Consider the following 18,921-nt stretch of genomic DNA (forward strand, 5'->3'; position numbering starts at 1 on the left):
ATTTACTTCTCCTTTCAAATTCATTTTATCAAAAAATAATTAAATAAGTGTTATTTTTTTAAATAAAAAAAACTTTAAAGTTTAAAACTTTAAAGTACTATCTAATATTTTTTGGAGCTGGAGCAGCTTTTCTTTTATGTTCTGAAATTTTGTGCAAATAATCAACTCTTTCTTTTACTTGAATATCCACTAATTTACCACTAATATAATCATCGATTAAATCATAACTAAAACCTATTTCAGATTCATCTGTTTGATCTTCTCATAAACTTGCAGTTGGAGCTCTATTTATAATTGATTCAGGCACACCTAAAATTTTTGCAGCTTCTCTAACTTCTCTTTTTAAAAGATGAACAATTGGTAATAAATCCACTCCTCCATCACCAAACTTTGTAAAATAACCAATATGTCATTCATCAGCATTATCAGTTCCCAAAACTAAATAATTATGAGTTTGAGCCATTGAATAAAGTGTTGTCATTCTTAATCTTGCTTTAGAATTTGCAAGAGCTATTTTTGATTGCTCAATTCCAGATTTATTTAATGAATCTGATAGAACCTCAAATGTTTTAGATAAATCAACTGATACATTTTTTAAATTAAGCTTATTAATTAATTCTAATTTGCTTTTTTCATCTAACTCACTAGATTTACATGGCATTCAAACAGTCAAATAATCATCTGGAAATGCTTTTTTTGCAAGAGCTGCAACAACAGCTGAATCAATACCACCACTAATTCCTACAATAACACCTTTTTGATTTGCTTTTTTAACTTCTTGTTGTAATCAATTTACTAAATAATCTAAATATTCTTTTAATTGCATACTAATCCATTCACTCCAATTCTATATCAAAAACTTTAACTACATCACCACGTTGGGCTCCTTTTTCTCTTAAGATATTATAAACACCTAAATGTTTAAGTTTTTCATTAAACAGTAGTAAATTATCATAAGTTGAGATTGGAGTTTTTTGATACGCTTTATAAACATCCTCACCTTCAATTCTTCATCTACCATTTCCAAGATTTTTGACTTGAATATCTTTTAAGTCAGATTCAAAGTTATAAACTTTATAATCTTGAGGATTTTCATCTTTTATTTCTCATAAAGGAATATCTTTTACTATTTCTAAAGTAGAACCTATTTCTAATAATAATTGATCAATATTAATTTTAGTCAATCCAGAAACTTCAATAATTTTTTTATCTTTATATTTTTCCTTAAAGTATAAAAGATTTATTTTAGCTTCATCAATATCAATTTTATTAGCTACAATAATTTCAACTCTTTTTTCTAAATTAAAATTATATTCAATAAGTTCTTTTCTAATTAATTCATAATTTTTTACAACATCTTCTGTTGCATAATTTCCTGACATATCAATAACATGACAAATTATTTTACATCTTTCAATGTGTCTTAAAAATTCATGACCTAAACCTTTTCCTAAACTAGCTCCCTCAATTAGTCCTGGTAAATCAGCTACAGTAAAAGTTCTTCCACTTTTATCTCTACTTACTCCTAATTGTGGGTTTAAGGTTGTAAAAGGATAATCTGCAATCTGAGGTTTAGAGTTTGAAATAGCTCTTAATAAAGTAGATTTTCCAGCATTGGGAAGACCAACAAATCCAACATCTGCTAATACTTTTAATTCTGCTTTAATATTTACTTCTTGTCCTGGGTCTCCTGCTTCAAAAATTGTTGGAGCCTTATTTCTTGAGTTTGCAAATCTTGCATTTCCTCTGCCACCTTTACCACCTTGAGCCAGAACTTCTTGTTGTCCATCACTAATAAAATCAAATAATAATTCATTTGTATCATTATTATAAATAATTGTTCCTACGGGGACTTTTATGTAAGTATCCTTACCATTTTTACCATGCATATTTTTAATATCACCTTTAAAACCATCTTCTGCACTGTAAAATTTTTGTAATTTTAAGTCTAACAATGATGACTTACCTTCATCTGCTATGAAAATAACATCACCACCTTTACCACCATCACCACCATTGGGACCACCATTTGCTACATATAGTTCATGACGAAAAGAAACAGCTCCATCGCCACCTTTACCTGATTTAATATTAAAATGCGCTAAATCTACAAATTTCATGAACTAAGTTCTCCTCTTTTATATACTATTCTAAACTATCACTATTCATTGATATTGATATTTCACCATTAATCAATTGAGTATAACAATTATGACATAAAAATGTTGGCATACCAATTGAAGCATTATAATCATCTAATTCCTGTCAAGCTTCAATTTGAGGCTCTATCATGTCATTTAACTCATCATCATCAATTTCAGGATTTTCATCCAGTATTCCCTTAGCAATTTGACCTAATGTTTTTGGTGCTTTTTCATCTATAAAATCTATTTCATCAATACCACAAACTGAACAAGTAACTCCAAATAATTGCATCATTACATTTTTTGGGTCATTGTATTTTACAAAATCCTCTTCTGTGAAAGTTGTTTTTATCATAATTTTTACCTCTTCTCTTTAAATGATATTATTTAACTCATTTAATAATAACATTGTATTTTCCTTATTAAAATCTATTTTTAATTCTAAACCTTCTTCTAAACTAATTCCTAATGAATCACAAGCCTTCATAATAATTGCCATTGCTAAATCATTTAATGTAAAGTTATCAAAATTTAGAATTGGAAAAACATTGTAAAAATATGAGTTTGCAATGTGCTGACAAATTGTAAATAGACTTGGATTTGAATCATAAATAGTTTGCTCAATTTTTAATTCAATATCTTTTAAAATTTCTTGTGCTTCTTTTAAATTAAATTTTGAAGGATTTATAGCTATAGTAGAACCATTTTTTTCAATAAATATTTCTTGATCTACTAATTGTTCAATTAAAACCATAATTAAGAATGTTTTATATTCTGGCTTTATCTCGCTATCTAATAAATAAGCTTTAATTTCTTCTAGAATTAATCTAGCATTTAATCCCCTTAAAGCATCAAAAGCCATTAGATGAGATTCTTGATCTAGTTTTTTTGACATAATATCAACAACTTTATTTGTTGTTCAATTTATAAAATTTTTTTCATTGAAATTAAGTTTTTCCATTATTTTTTTTTGCATTTGTTCCAATTGTTTTTCAAAATCTTGAGGTACATATGGAGCATTTAATTCATCACAAACAATTTTAAAAGCCTTATCATAATCATTTTCAGCCATTGCTTCACTAATTTTTTGCATTATTTCTTCATAATAATTTTTCATAAAAAGTACCTCTTAATATCTAATATTTTACCTTTTTTAAGAATTAAATAAATAGAAACAAAAAAATCTTTCAAATATATGAAAGATTTCAAATTAAATAATTATTTTTTAACTGCTTTTTTAACTGCTGAAGCATCTTTTGCTTTATTATTAATAACTTCTTTAATACGTGCAGCTTTTCCAGTTAATTTTCTAATATAGTAAATTCTAGCTCTTCTTACACGTCCACGTTTAATTATTTCAATATTTTCAATAATTGGTGAATGAACTGGGAAAGTTCTTTCAACAAAAACTCCATTTGAGTTTTTTCTTACACAAACTGAATATGAAATTCCACTTCCTTGGGTTTTAATAACTACACCTTCAAATGCTTGGATACGGAATTTTTCTCCCTCTTTAATTTTTACATTAACTTTGATAGTATCTCCTGATGTAAAATTTGGAAGATTAGTATTCAATTGTTCATCAATTAATGCTTTTGTGTTTTTTGTTAACATATTCATAATTATTTATCTCCTTTCATTTTTTTTAATTTTTCTATAAATTCTAAATCTAGTTTGTTTAATTCACTTTTTTCTAAAAGATCTGGTCTTTTATTAAAAGTATTTCTTAATCTACCTTCTTGACGATATTTTTCAACATTTGCATGATGTCCACTTGTTAAAACCTCTGGAGCTTTTTTACCTCTAAAATTAATTGGCTTTGTATAGACTGGATGATCTAATAAGTTATTTTCAAAACTATCATTTATATATGAATCTTTTGCAATTACACCATCTAATAATCTAGTTATAGAATCTAATATAACTATACTTGCTATTTCACCACCAGTTAAAACATAATCACCAATAGATAATTCTAAATCAACATAATCTAGAATTCTTTCATCAAAGCCTTCATAATGACCACATATTAATATTATATGTTCATATTTTAAAGAATATTGTCTTGCCAAATTTTGATTTCAAGTTTGACCTTGAGGACTTGTTAAAACTACTAAACTATTTTCCTTTTTACAACTTTCAATTGCATTCACAACTGGTTCTGGCATTAAAACCATTCCTTTTCCACCACCAAGTTGATAATCATCAACTTGATTATGTTTAAGGGTTGTGTGATTTCTAAGATCAATAATTTCGACATCAATGCTATTTTTTTCAATTGCTCTTTTAATTATTGACTCTGATATATAAGAATTAATTAAGTTGGGGAATAGAGTTATAATTGAAAATTTCATTATAATAAAACCTCAATTTGTCTCAGATATATTTTCTTACTTTCAATATCTATTTTTTCCAAATAGAATTCAACGCAAGGAACCCAAATTTGCTTATTGTCTATTTCAACTTTTATCAAGTCGTGTGCACCATTAAACATTTCATCAATAACTTTTCCATAAGAATTTTTTTGATAAAAACATTCAAATCCAATATAGCTAAATTCCTCTTCTACAATCTCAGATTCTTTTTTTACATAGACCAAACTATTAATTAATTTTTGAGCATTTTCAATATCTTTAATATTTTCTAAAGCAATTATGTGCTTTTTATTTAAAAAGTAAGATTTTTCAACTTCGAAAACATCTAAGTTTTCAGAACTACTTTCCAAAAAGAATTGCTCATTTTTTATATCTTTAATAAGAATTAAATTACTTTCCAACTTAAATTTTACTTCACCTTTTAAGCCATGAGTTGCAACAATTTTTCCTATTTTTTGTAAATTATTAAACATGTAGTTCTAAAACCTCTAAATCTATAATAATTTTTTTAGAAAAAATAGATACTTCAGAATTACATAAATTAGTAATTGCTTCTATAAAACCTTCATTCTTTTTGCCTTTAAAAAAATCTTCATTCTTTTCTTCAATTACAAGAATAAATTCATAAGTTTTATCAGTTTCGTATTTTTGCTTTAAAACATATAATATCTCTTTTGGAATAATGTCTTTTAAAATTCTTTCAAATGTCTTAAAAACGTCTTGTATCACTATTTATCTGAATTATTTTCTTTTTTTTCAGTAATTTTTTTAGTTGGTGCCTTTGTAGTTTTAGCAACAGTTGTGACTTTTGGTTTTGCTACTTTCTTAGTAGCTTTTGGTTGACCTTTTTTACTTTCCAATTTAGCATTGTGTAAATCAGTCATAACTCCTTCTTTTGAAAGAATGTTTCTTACAGTGTCAGTTGGTTGAGCACCTTGTTGAAGTCATTTTAAAGCTATTTCTTTTTTAAGACTTACTTCTCCATTAATTGGATTGTATGTACCAATTAATTCGATGTATTCTCCATCACGTTTAACACGGGCATCTGAAGCTACAATTCTATAAAATGCAGCTCTTTTTTTACCGGCTCTTTTTAATCTTAATTTAACCATTTTTTTCCTCCTTTTTTCTATTTAAGAACATTATTAATATTAAACTAAAAAAAAAGTTTGTCAAGTCAAATTACTTAACAAACTTATTTTAAGCACTTATTATGAGCATAAAATATTACTCTGTTTGAGAATATATCCTCTTCTTCAAAATACTCATAGACATCTCCATCTGAAATTCGTGTTTTGCATTTATAGCAAATTTTAGCGTGTATATTTTTTTTCATACAACATAATATTAAAAGTAATATAACATATAATATTTTACATTTTATATAATATTAGAATTTAGAAATATAAAAATATTTTAAAATCCTATCTTGCAAAAAATTTATTTCATAAACCTATAAATATTCAAAACATTATAAGAATAGTAAAATTAATAATATAGTATGTATTCTGATCTTTAGATATTGATAATATATTTATTACTAAAGTAGTAATAAATATTATCAATGGCACTATAAATGTTTCAATTGAGTTTATTAAATTGAATTTAGATTGTTCTAAAAGTTCTAAAAGCCCACCAAATACATATGTTAATAACATTGTTGAAAATACAATATATAAAATACTTTTTAATAGATTAAGAAGCTCTGAATTATATCAAGCCGGCTCTTCTGAGCCACTATTTATTGATACATCTGGAAAGAAAATAACATTAAGTATAATATTTGCAAATATTATTGAAATAATTACGTAATAAACTAGTAGATGCAACCAATATATTTTAATATTCAATTTTTTTGATGAAACAATAATTGAGATATTGTAATGAATCATAGCAACTATTAACATTGCTAATGCAAAACCAGCAAAAAAGTAATTGTTTATTTTAATACTATTTAAAGACATTATAACTCCGGCAATTACAAAAATAGTCATATTTAATAAAAATGCCATAAATAAAGAGTTCTTAAATTTAGAAATATATAAGCTAGATATTTTTCATCTACTTGCATGACTATTATCTAAATTATTTAGAGCTAAATTATACTTAATTGAATCTCAACTTGTATTTGTATAATAAGCTTCTGACATTTTTAATTCTTGTAATCCCCTTTGATTTTTAAGTGCTCTTTCTCTTTCAATATTAAAAGTTTCTTTGACATTATTTGAAATTACTTCTATTGCCTCTGAAAATACTTTTATATCCTTTTCTAATAATAAGTTATTTGCTAATTTATCAATAAAATCTGATAAATAATTTGGTATATAACTAATAGATTTAAAATCCTTTAAAGCTTTTTTAGCTCCATTTAAATCATTTGCTACAATAATTTTTTTTAAATTATCAATATAAATAATAGTATTTTCAAATTGAAAAAGAATATTATCTCTCAAATTTTTTCTATAAGTTTTAAGATTTACAAATCTTGAAAATAATAGACTTTTAATTGCTCCATAAATAATTGTAAAAATTGTACCTAAAAGAATTAATTTAAAAGGATCAAATAATTGGAACATCAATTCTCCTTCACCTTTATCTTTTAAATTATTAACTCAAGCACTATAAAAATAATACATAAAAAATAAAAAACATATAAAAACTAACTGTATACTAAATTTTTTAATAAAATCACCTATATTCTTTTGTTAGTAAACTAATTTAAATTGTTCTAATCAAAAATTTTCTTCTTTAAAACCTAATTTTTTATAAATATTAAAAGCCATTTTACTACCAAAAAGACATGCTTCCTTTTGGCCCTTTTCTAAACATCTGTTTATTAATGACTTCATTAAAAAAGTAGCAAGACCTTTTCCTCTTGCAACTTCTAACATTGCAATATCATCAATAACAGTTATATTTTCATCAAAGTGAGTTAAATGACCTGTTCCTACATATTGACCATCATATTTTATAATGTAAAGCTCGCTTACCTTTTGATACTCTTCAAAAATCCCATAAAATTTTTTAGAGTCTGTTACTTCATCTGAAAATATTGCTCCAACTATCTTTACAAAATTGTCTAATTGCTCTTTAGTATCAACTTTTATAAATTCCGCTTTTTTAACACTATATTTTTCATACTTTTGTAGATTTTTTAAATTAAGCGACATAAATTGATAATTAATTTTAAACTTAATTTCCTTAATTAATTTTTGCTTTTGATAAGCTTTATTTGTAAAATTAGTTAAAAACTTTGGACTATACTTTTTAATTTCATTAAGTCCCTCAAAATTATAATCTCAATTTTTCTTTATAATTGAGGTTGGATGATCATTAAAAGATAATAATTCATGCTCATTTATTTCTAACTTGTTAATTTCATTATTAACTGGATCAACATAATAACTTAAATAAACTTTTGCAATTGTGTCATATTTTTTTACTTCTGATATTTTTGATTTATATTTGAATTCCATATACTATTACCTCTAAACCTCAACACACTTATTTTACAAAAAAATAAAAAAAATGCTAGCAAAAGCTGGCATGTATTTTTTTAAATTGGCGCCCACGAGAAGATTCGAACTTCTGACCCTACGCTTAGAAGGCGCATGCTCTATCCTACTGAGCTACGTGGGCAAAATAAGACAAAATAATAATAGCAAATTTTAGACAAGAATGCTACAATTTTATCTCTTTGGTTATAAAAATATAGTATTATAAACATTCTAAAATTTAAATTATTTTGCCTTTTTACCAAATTTATTAGATTTATGAGTTTTTTTATTTTTTATAGGTAAGGTTTGCCTTTTATAAAATCATTTACTTAAATATTCTAATTTTAGTCTATCTTAAAACTTTAATATGCAAAGTGAAACTAGTAGAGTAATCATTTGATATTATTTCTCAATTACTTTTATTTTTAAAAGTATATATATTAAAAATTAACATTAAAATATATAAAAGGCAATAAAAATATTATTTAGTCTTTAAAAATATGCCTACTAAGTACTTATAAAATATTTTCTGTTTAAAAGACTTATAGGATTTAAACAGACAAATAAATAACTTTATTTTAACTTAACTAAAATTCTTCTAAGATTGAACATTTAAAAATAAAGAATTTATATTATAACTAATCTATTTTTTTCATCTTAATAATTTTAAAGGAAGTTCTAAATTTGAAATATACATTTTAGATTTTTCAAAGTCATTAATTAATAATTTTTCATATTCTTTACACATATTTTCAAATTTTGAATAAAGCTTTTTTACTAGTTCTTGTGTCTGAACAGTATGATCTAAAGGATGAGGACCCATTAAAATTAGAATGTTTTTAAAAAGTTCAAATAAGTCATAATTCATTTTTGAAGCTGTTGTATTTTCAACTCCAAGCAATAAACTCATTATTTTTCCAATTTTATAAAAGCATTTTTTATCATAAAAGTCATCAAGTTTTGTATATTTTAATTCTAAAACTTCATTAATATCATCTTCAGAAATTAAAAAGTCAAATTCTAATAGATTTTCAACATCTAATTTTCTTTTAAATTTATCTTCTTTAGTTTCTTCAAAAAGATTTAAAACATCAACAAAAAGCTTTTTCTTTGGTTTTATTCTTGAATCTATTAAATTTGGTAAATACTCATGAATTAATAAAATTAATCTTAACTTTGCAAGTACTGTATAAATTATTTCAGATGCTCTAAAAAGAGTTTCTTTATTATATGAAATGAATCTTTCCTTTTTTGATTCAATATAAGGAATTAAAACTTCTATATTAATATTTTGATTTGCAAAAGGTGATAAGATTTTAATATTTGATTTTTTTAATTCATTCCTTATTTCACCATTTTCATTAATATATTTATCATCAGATATAAATAAAGGAAGATAGTTTTTTAATTGATCAAATAACTCCTCACCATCATCAAGCATAGTAACTGCACTAATTTCTTCTTTCATAAGAATAGTTGTTAATTTTGTTAATTGGAAAAGCGCTTTAAAGCGTTCTTTTAAATCAAAATTATTTCATTTTGATGATGAAAAATTACTTAAAAAGAAAAGCCACTCTTCATCACTTTGAATCAATTCATGAGTTTCATTTAAGTAGTCTAACTCTTTTTCCCTTCATTCTCTTCCAGAATTAAATTTTCTCAAAATAACATCTCTTTGATAACATTTTTCAATTCTTTGATATAAACCCTGTTTTTCTTGAATACCTATTAAACTTAAAGTGAAAACAAATGGATAAATTGTTGAAGCTTTTATTTTACCATCGTCAGCTTCATAATTAATGTCATACTCATAGTTAATTACTAATTCTCTAATATAAGCTTGAGATAAATTTTTTCACATTTCATATGTTCTAAAACAATACTCATTAATATAAGGTAATAATAGATTTGAAATTATATCTCAACATAATTCATAAGTTTCTTCGTCTTTTAAGTTTGCTTTTCTTGGTTTATCTTTTACAAATCTATACCTAATTTTATAGATTTCTTCATATCTTTCTAAAATATATTCTGTATAAGAGTTATTTTCTTCTAAAGGAATTTCTGTTAAAACAATTCCTCGATATAAAGAATATTGAATAACTCCTAAATAAACTACTGGATATAAATTATAAATAAGTTCCTTTTGAGTTGTAATATAGTATTTAAGTTGTGCATTTTCGTGTACCAAATTATGTAAACCATACCAAAAAATACTTTGTTTATCAATTTCTCTCATATTAACCTTTCGCTATTTATACTAATGTTTTAATAAATTGCTTCATTGAATTTAAAGCTCTATTTGAATACATATCTTTTTTTTCTTCTTTTTTAATTTTAGACTTAATTTCTAAATTTTCAACAATACTTCAATTTGCTTTCATAGGTTGAAAGTTTTTTGAACTTGTTGAAATAATATAATTTTGTAATCCACCCATTACAGTATTTATTGGAAATTTCATAAGTTCTTGCTGATTTAATAATCTTGCAATATTTATAGCAGCTATGATACCTGATGAAGTTGATTCAACATAGCCCTCTACACCTGTAATTTGCCCTGCAAAGAATATATTATTATTTGATTTTAATTGATTGAATTCATTTAAAACAGTTGGTGAATTTATAAAGTTGTTTTGGTGCATAACACCATATCTTATAAAGTTGGCTTTTTCTAAACCAGGAATTAATCTAAAAACTCTTTTTTGTTCTGGTCATGTTAGATTTGTTTGAAATCCTACAAAGTTATAAAGATTATCTGCAGCATTATCTTGTCTTAATTGAACTACAGCAAAATTATTTGTTCCATCAAAATTTCTTAAACCTGCTGGTTTAAGAGGGCCAAAAGTTAAAGTGTCAAATCCCCTTTTTGCCATTACTTCTAATGGCATACAACCTTCAAAGTATTTTAGATTTTGTTCCGATTCTAAATGTACAGGAGCTAATTCAGCAGATATTAACTCATTATAAAATAACTCATATTGTTCTCTGTTCATAGGACAATTAATATAATCTTGAGTTTCTCCTTTTTCATAACGATTCTTTCTAAATGCTATATCCATGTTTATTGAATCTTTGGTTATTATTGGTGCAACTGCATCAAAGAAATAAAAATAATCTTGTCCAATTAACTTCGAGATCTCTGACTGTAATGTTTCACTGGTTAATGGACCTGAGGCAATTAAAGTTATTTGAGTTTCATCTATTTTTTTAAATTCCTCTTCAATTACTTCAATATTTTTATTATTTTTCATTTCATCAGTAATATATTTTGAAAATAATTCGCGATCTACTGCAAGACTACCTCCTGCTGGTATTTGAGCAAATTCAGCAGCTTTAATTATTAATGAATCAAACATTCTCATTTCTTCTTTTAAAGTTCCTACCGCATTTTTTAAATCACTTGATCTCAAAGTATTTGAACATACTAATTCAGCAAAATAATCCAATTTTTGTACTGGATTTCTTTTTAGGGTCTTTTTTTCATATAATTTAACTTTGATATTTCTTTTTGACAATTGGTAAGCTGCTTCACAACCTGATAATCCAGCTCCAATAATATTAACTATTCTTTTCATTGTTTAATTATAACAAAAAAATTGACTTAAAAATAAAAGGTAAATATCAATTTATCTAAATTTTATAAATATATTTTTAAAATTAATTATCTTGATAAATTATTACTAAATAAGCAGTTAAAACCTATTATTAATATCTTGACTCTTTTTAAGATTCTTCCTTTATTTGCATAAAGAAGTAGAATTACTCTCTTTTTTACATTATTAACTATTTAATTTAAATATATTAATTTGGTCTTATTTCTCTATTTTTTGTATCTTTAAAGAAGTTATCTTTTTATTTCTTAGATAAATAAAATGGAAATCTCTAATATTAAAAAATGCACAATATAAAATTGTGCATAAAATATTTTAAGATTCTCATTTTAATTTAAATGAAGCTGTCACTGTAAAGGCACTTACCAATGCTATTGAAACTGCTAAATAAATTCCAGTCTCTAAATCAAATATAAATCTTCCTGCTCAAGCATTTGTAAATGGCTCCATGCAATATTTAAATATATTTAAATAAGTTGCATATTTTAGAACTGGACTATTCATAATTAAATCAATTGGTATGAAGGAACCACCTAAAAAAGCAATTGGCATATATATAATATTTGAAACTGCAATATAAGTTGTTGTTGATTTAAATATACTTGCCAATAACATTCCCATTGCAACTGCTTGAACTAATGTCAACAATAAAAATGGAATTGATTCTCCAAATTGTACTGGTAAAGCAACATTTGCTCATCCAAACTCGCCACCAAACATTATCCCAGCTCAAAGTAAAGTTCATAAAAATCCCATAAGCATGAAAACAATTCCCATTGCTACAACAGTTAGTATAAAAAAAATTGGTTTTATATTTGTTGCACCAATTCTTTTCATAAGAACACTATTTTTAAATTCTAAAATTGTTTGTGGAATTATAAAAACCCCCACAGAGATTATTTGCATTATTGCTAATGAGCCTATTAAGTTATGTAATAAAGCATATTTAGGTTGACCACTTGATCCAGGTATTTCCATTGTTTTAAAAACAAAACCTTCAAGAAATAAAAGAATCAATGGGAAGAAAAATAAGAAGAATGGAACTGCAAAACCTTTTGCATAGTATTTCATTAAAAGTTTTATTAAAGGAAGATTTTTCCCTTTATTTTTTTCACTATTAATAATTCTATCTAATTTATTTTTATTTTCCTTATCTGATTTTTCAATATCTTTTTTTAAATCAGCTGATTTTTCTTCTTTAAATTTTTTTCAAGTAAAATTATGAACTGACCCATATTGTTTTACTAAATCTTTAACAAGTCCTTGTTCTCTAATTTTTCCATTATGAATATAGATATATTTATCACAAAGCTCTTCAATTTCACTCATCATATGTGTTACCAAAATCATAGCTTTATTTTTACTTACAACATTTTCCTTAATAACATCAAAGATTTCACTTCTAACTTCAATATCTAATCCTGTTGAAATCTCATCAAATATAACTAAATCAGGATTGTGAATTAAACTTAGAAGTATATTTACTCTTTGTTGTTGCCCACCGCTTAAACCCTCTAAAAATTTATTTTTAAAATTTTCAATTTGAAATTTTCTTAGGATTTCAATTAATTTCCCATGAGTCATTGGTATATTAAAAGTTTCTAAATAATACTTAATCATATCCAAAACTGTAATTCCAATTGGATATTTTGATTCTTGGAATTGTAATCCAATTGTCATATTTTCTTGTCTTTTAATTTTACCTAAAGTTGGTTTTCTAATACCTCCAAGTATTTCACTCAAAGTCGATTTTCCCCCACCATTAGGACCAATAATACCAATCCTATCTCCTGGATTTATCACTAAACTAACATCATCTAATGCATTTTTATTTTTATAAGTTTTTGTAATATTAGTGATCTCAATTAAAGGTTTTGTTTCATCAATACCCAATTCTTTTTTGTTTATTTGTTCTTTTTCTATCATAATTATTCCTCTCATTTAAATTTTAGACTCAATAAGTATAATACCTTTATCTTAGTTTTAATTTAACAATAAAAAATAAAAAATATTTTATAAATACTGATTTTTTTTAATAAAATAATAATGTTGAAAAACACAAAGGGAGAAAAATAATGAAAAGCTTCAAGCTGAAATTAAAAATGAAATACCTGATTTTCAAACTGAAAAAGAAGCAATTAATTGAGCTCTTAAAAGTACAAAATATCAAGAAGCTTTGATTGAGGCGACATGAACTTTTGCTTATATGGTTAAGGTCTTATGATTTTTACAAGAAGAACAACCAACCGAATCTATTGAAGAATATGAAGCAATTATAAATGATGCTAACACACAAGAAGTTTTAACATCAAAGAGCAAAAAGAGTATAAATTCAATAATCAATTGAGCTAAAATTAGTCCTTTATCATAATTATAAATATTAAAAGACCTCTTATTAGAATAAGAGGTCTTTTAATATTTTTTGCACAAATTTAACCCATTAGACCTGCATCATATAGATTTTTAAAGTGTCCAGTTTTACTTTTTAATTCACTAAAACTACCAACTTGAGCAATTCCTTTTTCTGGAGCTAATACTATAATTGTATCAACATTTTTTATTGTACTTAATCTATGTGCAATTGTAACAGTTGTTCTCCCCTTCATTAGACTATCTAATTTAGATTGAATTTCTTTTTCAACTATATTATCTAAAGCACTTGTTGCTTCATCTAAAATTAATAATTGAGGATCTTTTAAAAACATTCTTGCAATTACTAATCTTTGTTTTTGTCCACCAGACAACATAAATCCACGCTCACCAAGAATAGTATTATAACCTTCTGGTCATGTCATTACTAAATCATGTAATTCAGCTAATTTCGCTGCCTCTATTGCTTCTTCATCACTAGCATCAAAACGTCCATATTTTATATTATCAAGAACATCTCCAAATAAAATTTGAGGTTCTTGTTCAACATAACCAACTTTATCTAAGTAACTTGCTAAATTTACATCTCTTAAATCATTAGTTCCATTTATTAAAATTTGACCTTTAAATGGATCATAGAATCTTAATAAAAGCTTTGCAATTGTTGATTTTCCAGCTCCAGTCTCACCAACAAAAGCATATGATTTACCATGCTCAAATGTAAATGAAAATTTTGGAATAATAACTTTCTCTGGTTTTTCTGGGTATCTAAATTCAACATCTTTAAAAATAATTTCTTTATCAATATTTTCAATTTTAATTCCTTCTTCAGGATTATAATGTGGGTCAATTCTTGATTTTGAAGTTATAATTTCATCAATTCTTACAGCTGAAGTTGAAGCTTGAATTAATCCTATTTGTAACCTTGCCACTTGCATAACTGGTCCAACCATTGTTCCAACAGATGATATAAATGATGTTAAAACAACAGAAATTGTTGTTGGATCATCATGTCATTTTATTGCAGCTGCAATAACAATTATCATCTGAATTGAACTTATTCCTGCCACTAAAATAGTTACTATTGTAGATTGCAACTTAATTAAGCTACTTGATTTTTTAAAGTAATCCTTATGAATTTCTTTAAATCTTTCAGTTTCATAATTTTCAGTTCCAGAAGCTTTAATAAGTCTAACTGTAGCAATTCTATCTGTTACATCTCCATTAATTGATGTTATAGAATCTCTTGTTTTAAAAGCAGCCTTTTTTACAATTCCAAAACTTGAAAAAATTGATGTTACAATTACAATCATTGTTATTATTACAACTATTGTCAAATAAGTATCTATTGTAAACATCATGATTAATGCCCCAAAAAATGTAAATGAGGCATTTAACATTGTTACTGGTATTTGTTGTGCTTGATCTCCAATAATTTGTGTATCTGAAACAATTTTTGTTAAAATCTCTCCAATTTTTTTATCAGAATAATAACTCATATCTTGTTTTACTAATTTTTCTAGAGTTTTATTTCTTAATTCAATTTCTACATTTTTTCCCATTATTCCTGCTAAGTAATTTGAAGCAAAAGTAAATATTGCTAATGATGCAAATAATCCAAGTTGAACATAAATTCAATCTACTCAAGTTAAATTAAAACCAAATAATGGTGTAGTAGTAATTGGTTCTCCCTCACCTTCACGTGGAGGAACTAATATTATCATAATATTTTGAATAATTTTAGGACTTAGAACTCCTGCAACTGAAGATGCAAGTGTCAGTATAACTAAAAAAATACCAACTATAGGATGTCTTTTTAAATAATGAAAAACAATAGCAAAAAATGCTTTTCCACTTTTTTTCTTTTTGAAATCATTATTATTAGATTTTTTTGTATTTTCTTCTGAAATTAATTCTTCAGTAATATTTTTATTTGACATTTCTTCACCTTTTCTTACAAATTATACATTAAAAAGCAAAAAAAAGAGAGATAAATCTCTCTTTGAATTAAATAACTTTTATCATTTGTGTGTCGGGAATAAAATGATTAGTTAATTTATACTTAGTTTTTTTAGGCCTTAGCCTTACAAGTGTGATATCTCTATCACAAATTTATTATATCATTATTAGATTTGATTTAATATATCTTTTGCATTTTCTACTAATTTTGCCCCGTCTTTTATTAGTTTATTTGTAGAATTCCTAGAATAGATACTATCAGGAATTGCAAAGACCTCTTTACCTTCGTTTATTGAAAATGAGAACAGTTTTTTTATAATATCTTTTTCTTTAAATTGAATAAAAAGAATTGCTTTTGAGATACCACAAATCATTCTATTTGCATAGTCTCCCATAATATTAATAATATTACTATTAGATTCATATACTTCTGTAATTGCCAATAAATTCTTTCTTTCTGGTACATCAATTGTTTTTCTAAGATAATCTTTCATGCTTTCTTCAATTATTTTAATTAATTTATAATCATTTTTAAATCCAGTATCCAATACCTCATTATTAACACCAATATTTTCAATTGTTGAAAATACAGTACCCTCTTCATTTAAATCTCTCATAAAAGTTTGTGTACTTTTAATTCCATAATCATTAATTTCTTCTCCCCCAACCAAAGCAATTGTTTTATTATGTTTAGAGATAAGAGATATATCACCTTTGTAAAATATCACAAATGGTGGTTTATGGGTATTTTTTAAGTAATTTGGATATAACGGACTTAATATAGTTATAAAATTACAATCAATTGAATTTGAAACTTCATCCAAATCTTTATGAGTTATTTTTTCTTTGATTTCCAAAGCATTATAGATTTGATCTCAATCACCATTATATTTTATTGAAAAATATAATAATACATTTTCCATTAATTTAATTGAAAAATTTTATTTGCAACTAATTCATTTCCATATTTATTATTTTCCGCATTTCCGAAAGATACAATTCTTCCTTCAACACCAATATAGGATTGATCAAAATATTCATATTCTTCTCCTAAAATATTTGATCAAACTTTTACATTAATAAAATCCTCAATAGTTTCTCCCGATTTAGTTTTATAATTTCTTGGTACTTTTAAAACAAATTTATATAATTTTTTTTGACCATCTTTAGAATCAAAGACAACTTGAGGTTCACCTTCCATTTGGCCAATAATAGTTACATTATTCATATCAATACTCCTCCTACTATTAATATCGACATAAAGTTAAAAAAAATAATTGATTAATCAATTATTTTTTTACTTTTAAATTCTCTAAGTTTTTCTTTATATACTTCTTTTTCTTGTTTTAAATCATCTTTTAATTTAAGTTTTAATTTTTCTTTTTCTTCTTTTGTTAAGTCCTTATTTCTAAGTTCTTTCATTGTAGAAGAGTTTAAAGTAATAATTTTATTAGTATGTTCGTCCTTTAAACCTTTATTTTCAAGAATTCTTTGTTGGGATTTAATTCCCTTTTCACTTAAAAGATTTGATCCTTCTTCAATAAGTCCCTCTGATTTTGCAACAATTGTTGCAACAGCTACACCTCCAACAACATTTGCTCCTGTTCTTCCCATATCAAACAAACCATCTAAGGGAGCAATTAGTTGTAGAACACTTCCTGCATAACCACCAAATCCAATTCCTCCTAATACCCCAACAGTAACAACTGTTGCAGTTCCAGGAACACCAGCTATTCCAAGTGATGCAATGACAGTAACAAACAAAGCCATTATAAAGAATGTAAATAATCCCATATCATGAACAGCACTTCCTGAACCAGTTCCTGTTCATAGAATACTTGTAGCTAATCCTGATTGAACTCCAGCACAAGCAATCAATCCCATAGTTGTAGAAATTGGTTGAATTGTATTAGCAGCTCTTCCATTTACTTTCATATCTTGTGTTAATGTTTCCATTGCAATTGGTAAGGATGCATTGGAAGATTGAGTAGAAAAACCTTGTATTAAAGGTTTTCAAGCATTTTTTCATCATGCGCCAACTTTGATTCCACTTAAGAAAATTTCTAGTGTTAATAGACCTAAGGCAATTGCAACACCTAAATAACCTACTCCTATAATTTTTCCAATTGAAACTAATGCCCCTATTGGTCTTGAAGTAATTGAAACAGTAATCATAGACATAACAGCCAATGGCATTATTTTCATAAATGTCATTAAAATTGACATCATGACATCTCATCCTGTATCCATAGCTTTTCTAATTGCTTCCATTTCAACATGTTTTCTTTTTGATAGAATTTTTACACTTCCACCAGCTAAAGCACCAACTACCATTACAGGAATAATTGTGTTTTTAGATAAAGCTCCTACAATATTATTGGGAATATAATCTCAAATTATTTGCGGTAAAGGTACATTTTCTTTACCAGTAACAGAAGAATCAGGTGTTAATTCAAATCCTTTTCCTACTTTTACTAATAATCCTATAAAGAAAGTTATTGTAAACATTACAGCCACATTAAATAATAATAGAGCAATCCCCTTTGCTGTAATTCTTCCTAAACCAGTTTCACCAGGTTTAGATGTTATTTTAAATATTGCAATAAATACAATTGGCACTGTTAATAAGTAAACTCCATTTATAAATATATTTTTAAAGAATGAAGCTCAAATATTTAACTCATAAATTCAATATAATTCATTTCCTGGTTTGGAAATTTCTTCAAATGAATCTGAATTAGGAAAACCAACAATGGATTGTAAAACAATACCAAATATTAACCCAATTGACATTCCGAGTATAACTCTGTACATAAATGCAAATTTATATTTCTTTAAAAAGAATCATAAACCTACTTGTAAAGAAATAAATATAGTTATAGAGACAAGTGATTGTCATGTACTAATAGCTATAAAATCTCTAAGTAAATTATGACCTTGTTCTTCTGCTAAGAATTGCATATAA

At 25.4% G+C, this 18,921-nt stretch carries 19 protein-coding genes and 1 tRNA gene; 1 reads left to right on the plus strand and 19 read right to left on the minus strand.

Annotation, left to right across the window (positions count from 1 at the left end):
* Window positions 1-97: 97 nt before the first annotated feature.
* From nadE to AAHM84_RS03030, 15 genes are all read right to left on the minus strand, one after another.
* Complete coding sequence (nadE, locus tag AAHM84_RS02960; RefSeq protein ID WP_342258457.1) at window positions 98-826, minus strand: NAD(+) synthase; 729 nt, start codon at window positions 824-826, stop codon at window positions 98-100.
* Between the two features lies 1 nt (window position 827).
* A complete protein-coding gene (gene obgE / locus AAHM84_RS02965; RefSeq protein WP_342258458.1) occupies window positions 828-2,120 on the minus strand; it encodes a GTPase ObgE in 1,293 nt (430 codons plus the stop codon).
* A 25-nt stretch (window positions 2,121-2,145) separates the two neighbouring features.
* Window positions 2,146-2,499 carry a hypothetical protein gene (locus tag AAHM84_RS02970; protein ID WP_342258459.1) on the minus strand — a complete coding sequence of 118 codons (354 nt, stop codon included), beginning with the start codon at window positions 2,497-2,499 and terminating at the stop codon, window positions 2,146-2,148.
* An 18-nt stretch (window positions 2,500-2,517) separates the two neighbouring features.
* Window positions 2,518-3,261, minus strand: a complete 744-nt coding sequence (locus AAHM84_RS02975) for a DUF3196 family protein (RefSeq protein WP_342258460.1) — start codon at window positions 3,259-3,261, stop codon at window positions 2,518-2,520.
* A 101-nt stretch (window positions 3,262-3,362) separates the two neighbouring features.
* Window positions 3,363-3,767 (minus strand): 50S ribosomal protein L19, encoded by a 405-nt coding sequence (gene rplS, locus AAHM84_RS02980; RefSeq protein ID WP_422398407.1) that lies wholly within the window; start codon window positions 3,765-3,767, stop codon window positions 3,363-3,365.
* Entirely contained in the window at window positions 3,767-4,498 is a 732-nt protein-coding gene (trmD, locus tag AAHM84_RS02985; RefSeq protein ID WP_342258461.1) for a tRNA (guanosine(37)-N1)-methyltransferase TrmD, read from the minus strand. The genes rplS and trmD overlap by 1 nt, the downstream gene beginning before the upstream one ends.
* Window positions 4,498-4,992, minus strand: a complete 495-nt coding sequence (rimM, locus tag AAHM84_RS02990; RefSeq protein ID WP_342258462.1) for a ribosome maturation factor RimM — start codon at window positions 4,990-4,992, stop codon at window positions 4,498-4,500. Before rimM ends, trmD begins: the two co-directional genes overlap by 1 nt.
* On the minus strand, window positions 4,985-5,248 hold the full coding sequence (locus AAHM84_RS02995; protein ID WP_342258463.1) for a hypothetical protein: 264 nt from the start codon (window positions 5,246-5,248) through the stop codon (window positions 4,985-4,987). The genes rimM and AAHM84_RS02995 overlap by 8 nt, the downstream gene beginning before the upstream one ends.
* The gene (gene rpsP, locus AAHM84_RS03000; RefSeq protein ID WP_342258464.1) at window positions 5,248-5,631 is read right to left on the minus strand and encodes a 30S ribosomal protein S16; all 384 of its coding nucleotides are present in this window, start codon (window positions 5,629-5,631) and stop codon (window positions 5,248-5,250) included. Before rpsP ends, AAHM84_RS02995 begins: the two co-directional genes overlap by 1 nt.
* A 312-nt stretch (window positions 5,632-5,943) precedes the next feature.
* Window positions 5,944-7,095, minus strand: coding sequence for a hypothetical protein (locus AAHM84_RS03005; RefSeq protein ID WP_342258465.1), 1,152 nt, complete (start codon window positions 7,093-7,095; stop codon window positions 5,944-5,946).
* 129 nt (window positions 7,096-7,224) lie between these two features.
* A complete protein-coding gene (locus tag AAHM84_RS03010; RefSeq protein WP_342258466.1) occupies window positions 7,225-7,995 on the minus strand; it encodes a GNAT family N-acetyltransferase in 771 nt (256 codons plus the stop codon).
* A gap of 86 nt (window positions 7,996-8,081) precedes the next feature.
* Window positions 8,082-8,158, minus strand: a tRNA-Arg gene (locus tag AAHM84_RS03015).
* 501 nt (window positions 8,159-8,659) lie between these two features.
* Window positions 8,660-10,255 carry a hypothetical protein gene (locus AAHM84_RS03020; protein ID WP_342258467.1) on the minus strand — a complete coding sequence of 532 codons (1,596 nt, stop codon included), beginning with the start codon at window positions 10,253-10,255 and terminating at the stop codon, window positions 8,660-8,662.
* Window positions 10,256-10,271: 16 nt separating this feature from the next.
* The gene (gene trmFO / locus AAHM84_RS03025; RefSeq protein WP_342258468.1) at window positions 10,272-11,591 is read right to left on the minus strand and encodes a methylenetetrahydrofolate--tRNA-(uracil(54)-C(5))-methyltransferase (FADH(2)-oxidizing) TrmFO; all 1,320 of its coding nucleotides are present in this window, start codon (window positions 11,589-11,591) and stop codon (window positions 10,272-10,274) included.
* A 351-nt stretch (window positions 11,592-11,942) separates the two neighbouring features.
* On the minus strand, window positions 11,943-13,553 hold the full coding sequence (locus tag AAHM84_RS03030; RefSeq protein WP_342258469.1) for an ABC transporter ATP-binding protein/permease: 1,611 nt from the start codon (window positions 13,551-13,553) through the stop codon (window positions 11,943-11,945).
* A 280-nt stretch (window positions 13,554-13,833) separates the two neighbouring features.
* Between AAHM84_RS03030 and AAHM84_RS03035 the strand changes: the two genes are divergently transcribed.
* Window positions 13,834-13,998: a hypothetical protein gene (locus AAHM84_RS03035; RefSeq protein WP_342258470.1), complete on the plus strand. Its 165-nt coding sequence runs from the start codon at window positions 13,834-13,836 to the stop codon at window positions 13,996-13,998.
* A 61-nt stretch (window positions 13,999-14,059) separates the two neighbouring features.
* On the opposite strand, the gene AAHM84_RS03040 is transcribed toward AAHM84_RS03035, so the two are convergent.
* The 4 genes from AAHM84_RS03040 to AAHM84_RS03055 all read right to left on the minus strand — a co-directional run bounded on the left by AAHM84_RS03040 (window position 14,060) and on the right by AAHM84_RS03055 (window position 18,917).
* Complete coding sequence (locus AAHM84_RS03040; RefSeq protein WP_342258471.1) at window positions 14,060-15,937, minus strand: ABC transporter ATP-binding protein; 1,878 nt, start codon at window positions 15,935-15,937, stop codon at window positions 14,060-14,062.
* A 186-nt stretch (window positions 15,938-16,123) separates the two neighbouring features.
* Window positions 16,124-16,879: a DNA-processing protein DprA gene (locus tag AAHM84_RS03045; protein WP_342258472.1), complete on the minus strand. Its 756-nt coding sequence runs from the start codon at window positions 16,877-16,879 to the stop codon at window positions 16,124-16,126.
* Complete coding sequence (locus AAHM84_RS03050; RefSeq protein ID WP_342258473.1) at window positions 16,879-17,184, minus strand: single-stranded DNA-binding protein; 306 nt, start codon at window positions 17,182-17,184, stop codon at window positions 16,879-16,881. The genes AAHM84_RS03045 and AAHM84_RS03050 overlap by 1 nt, the downstream gene beginning before the upstream one ends.
* A gap of 53 nt (window positions 17,185-17,237) precedes the next feature.
* Window positions 17,238-18,917 (minus strand): dicarboxylate/amino acid:cation symporter, encoded by a 1,680-nt coding sequence (locus AAHM84_RS03055; RefSeq protein ID WP_342258474.1) that lies wholly within the window; start codon window positions 18,915-18,917, stop codon window positions 17,238-17,240.
* Window positions 18,918-18,921 lie beyond the last annotated feature (4 nt).

This window comes from Spiroplasma endosymbiont of Dioctria linearis, assembly GCF_964030865.1.
Taxonomy (GTDB): domain Bacteria; phylum Bacillota_I; class Bacilli_A; order Mycoplasmatales; family Mycoplasmataceae; genus Spiroplasma_A.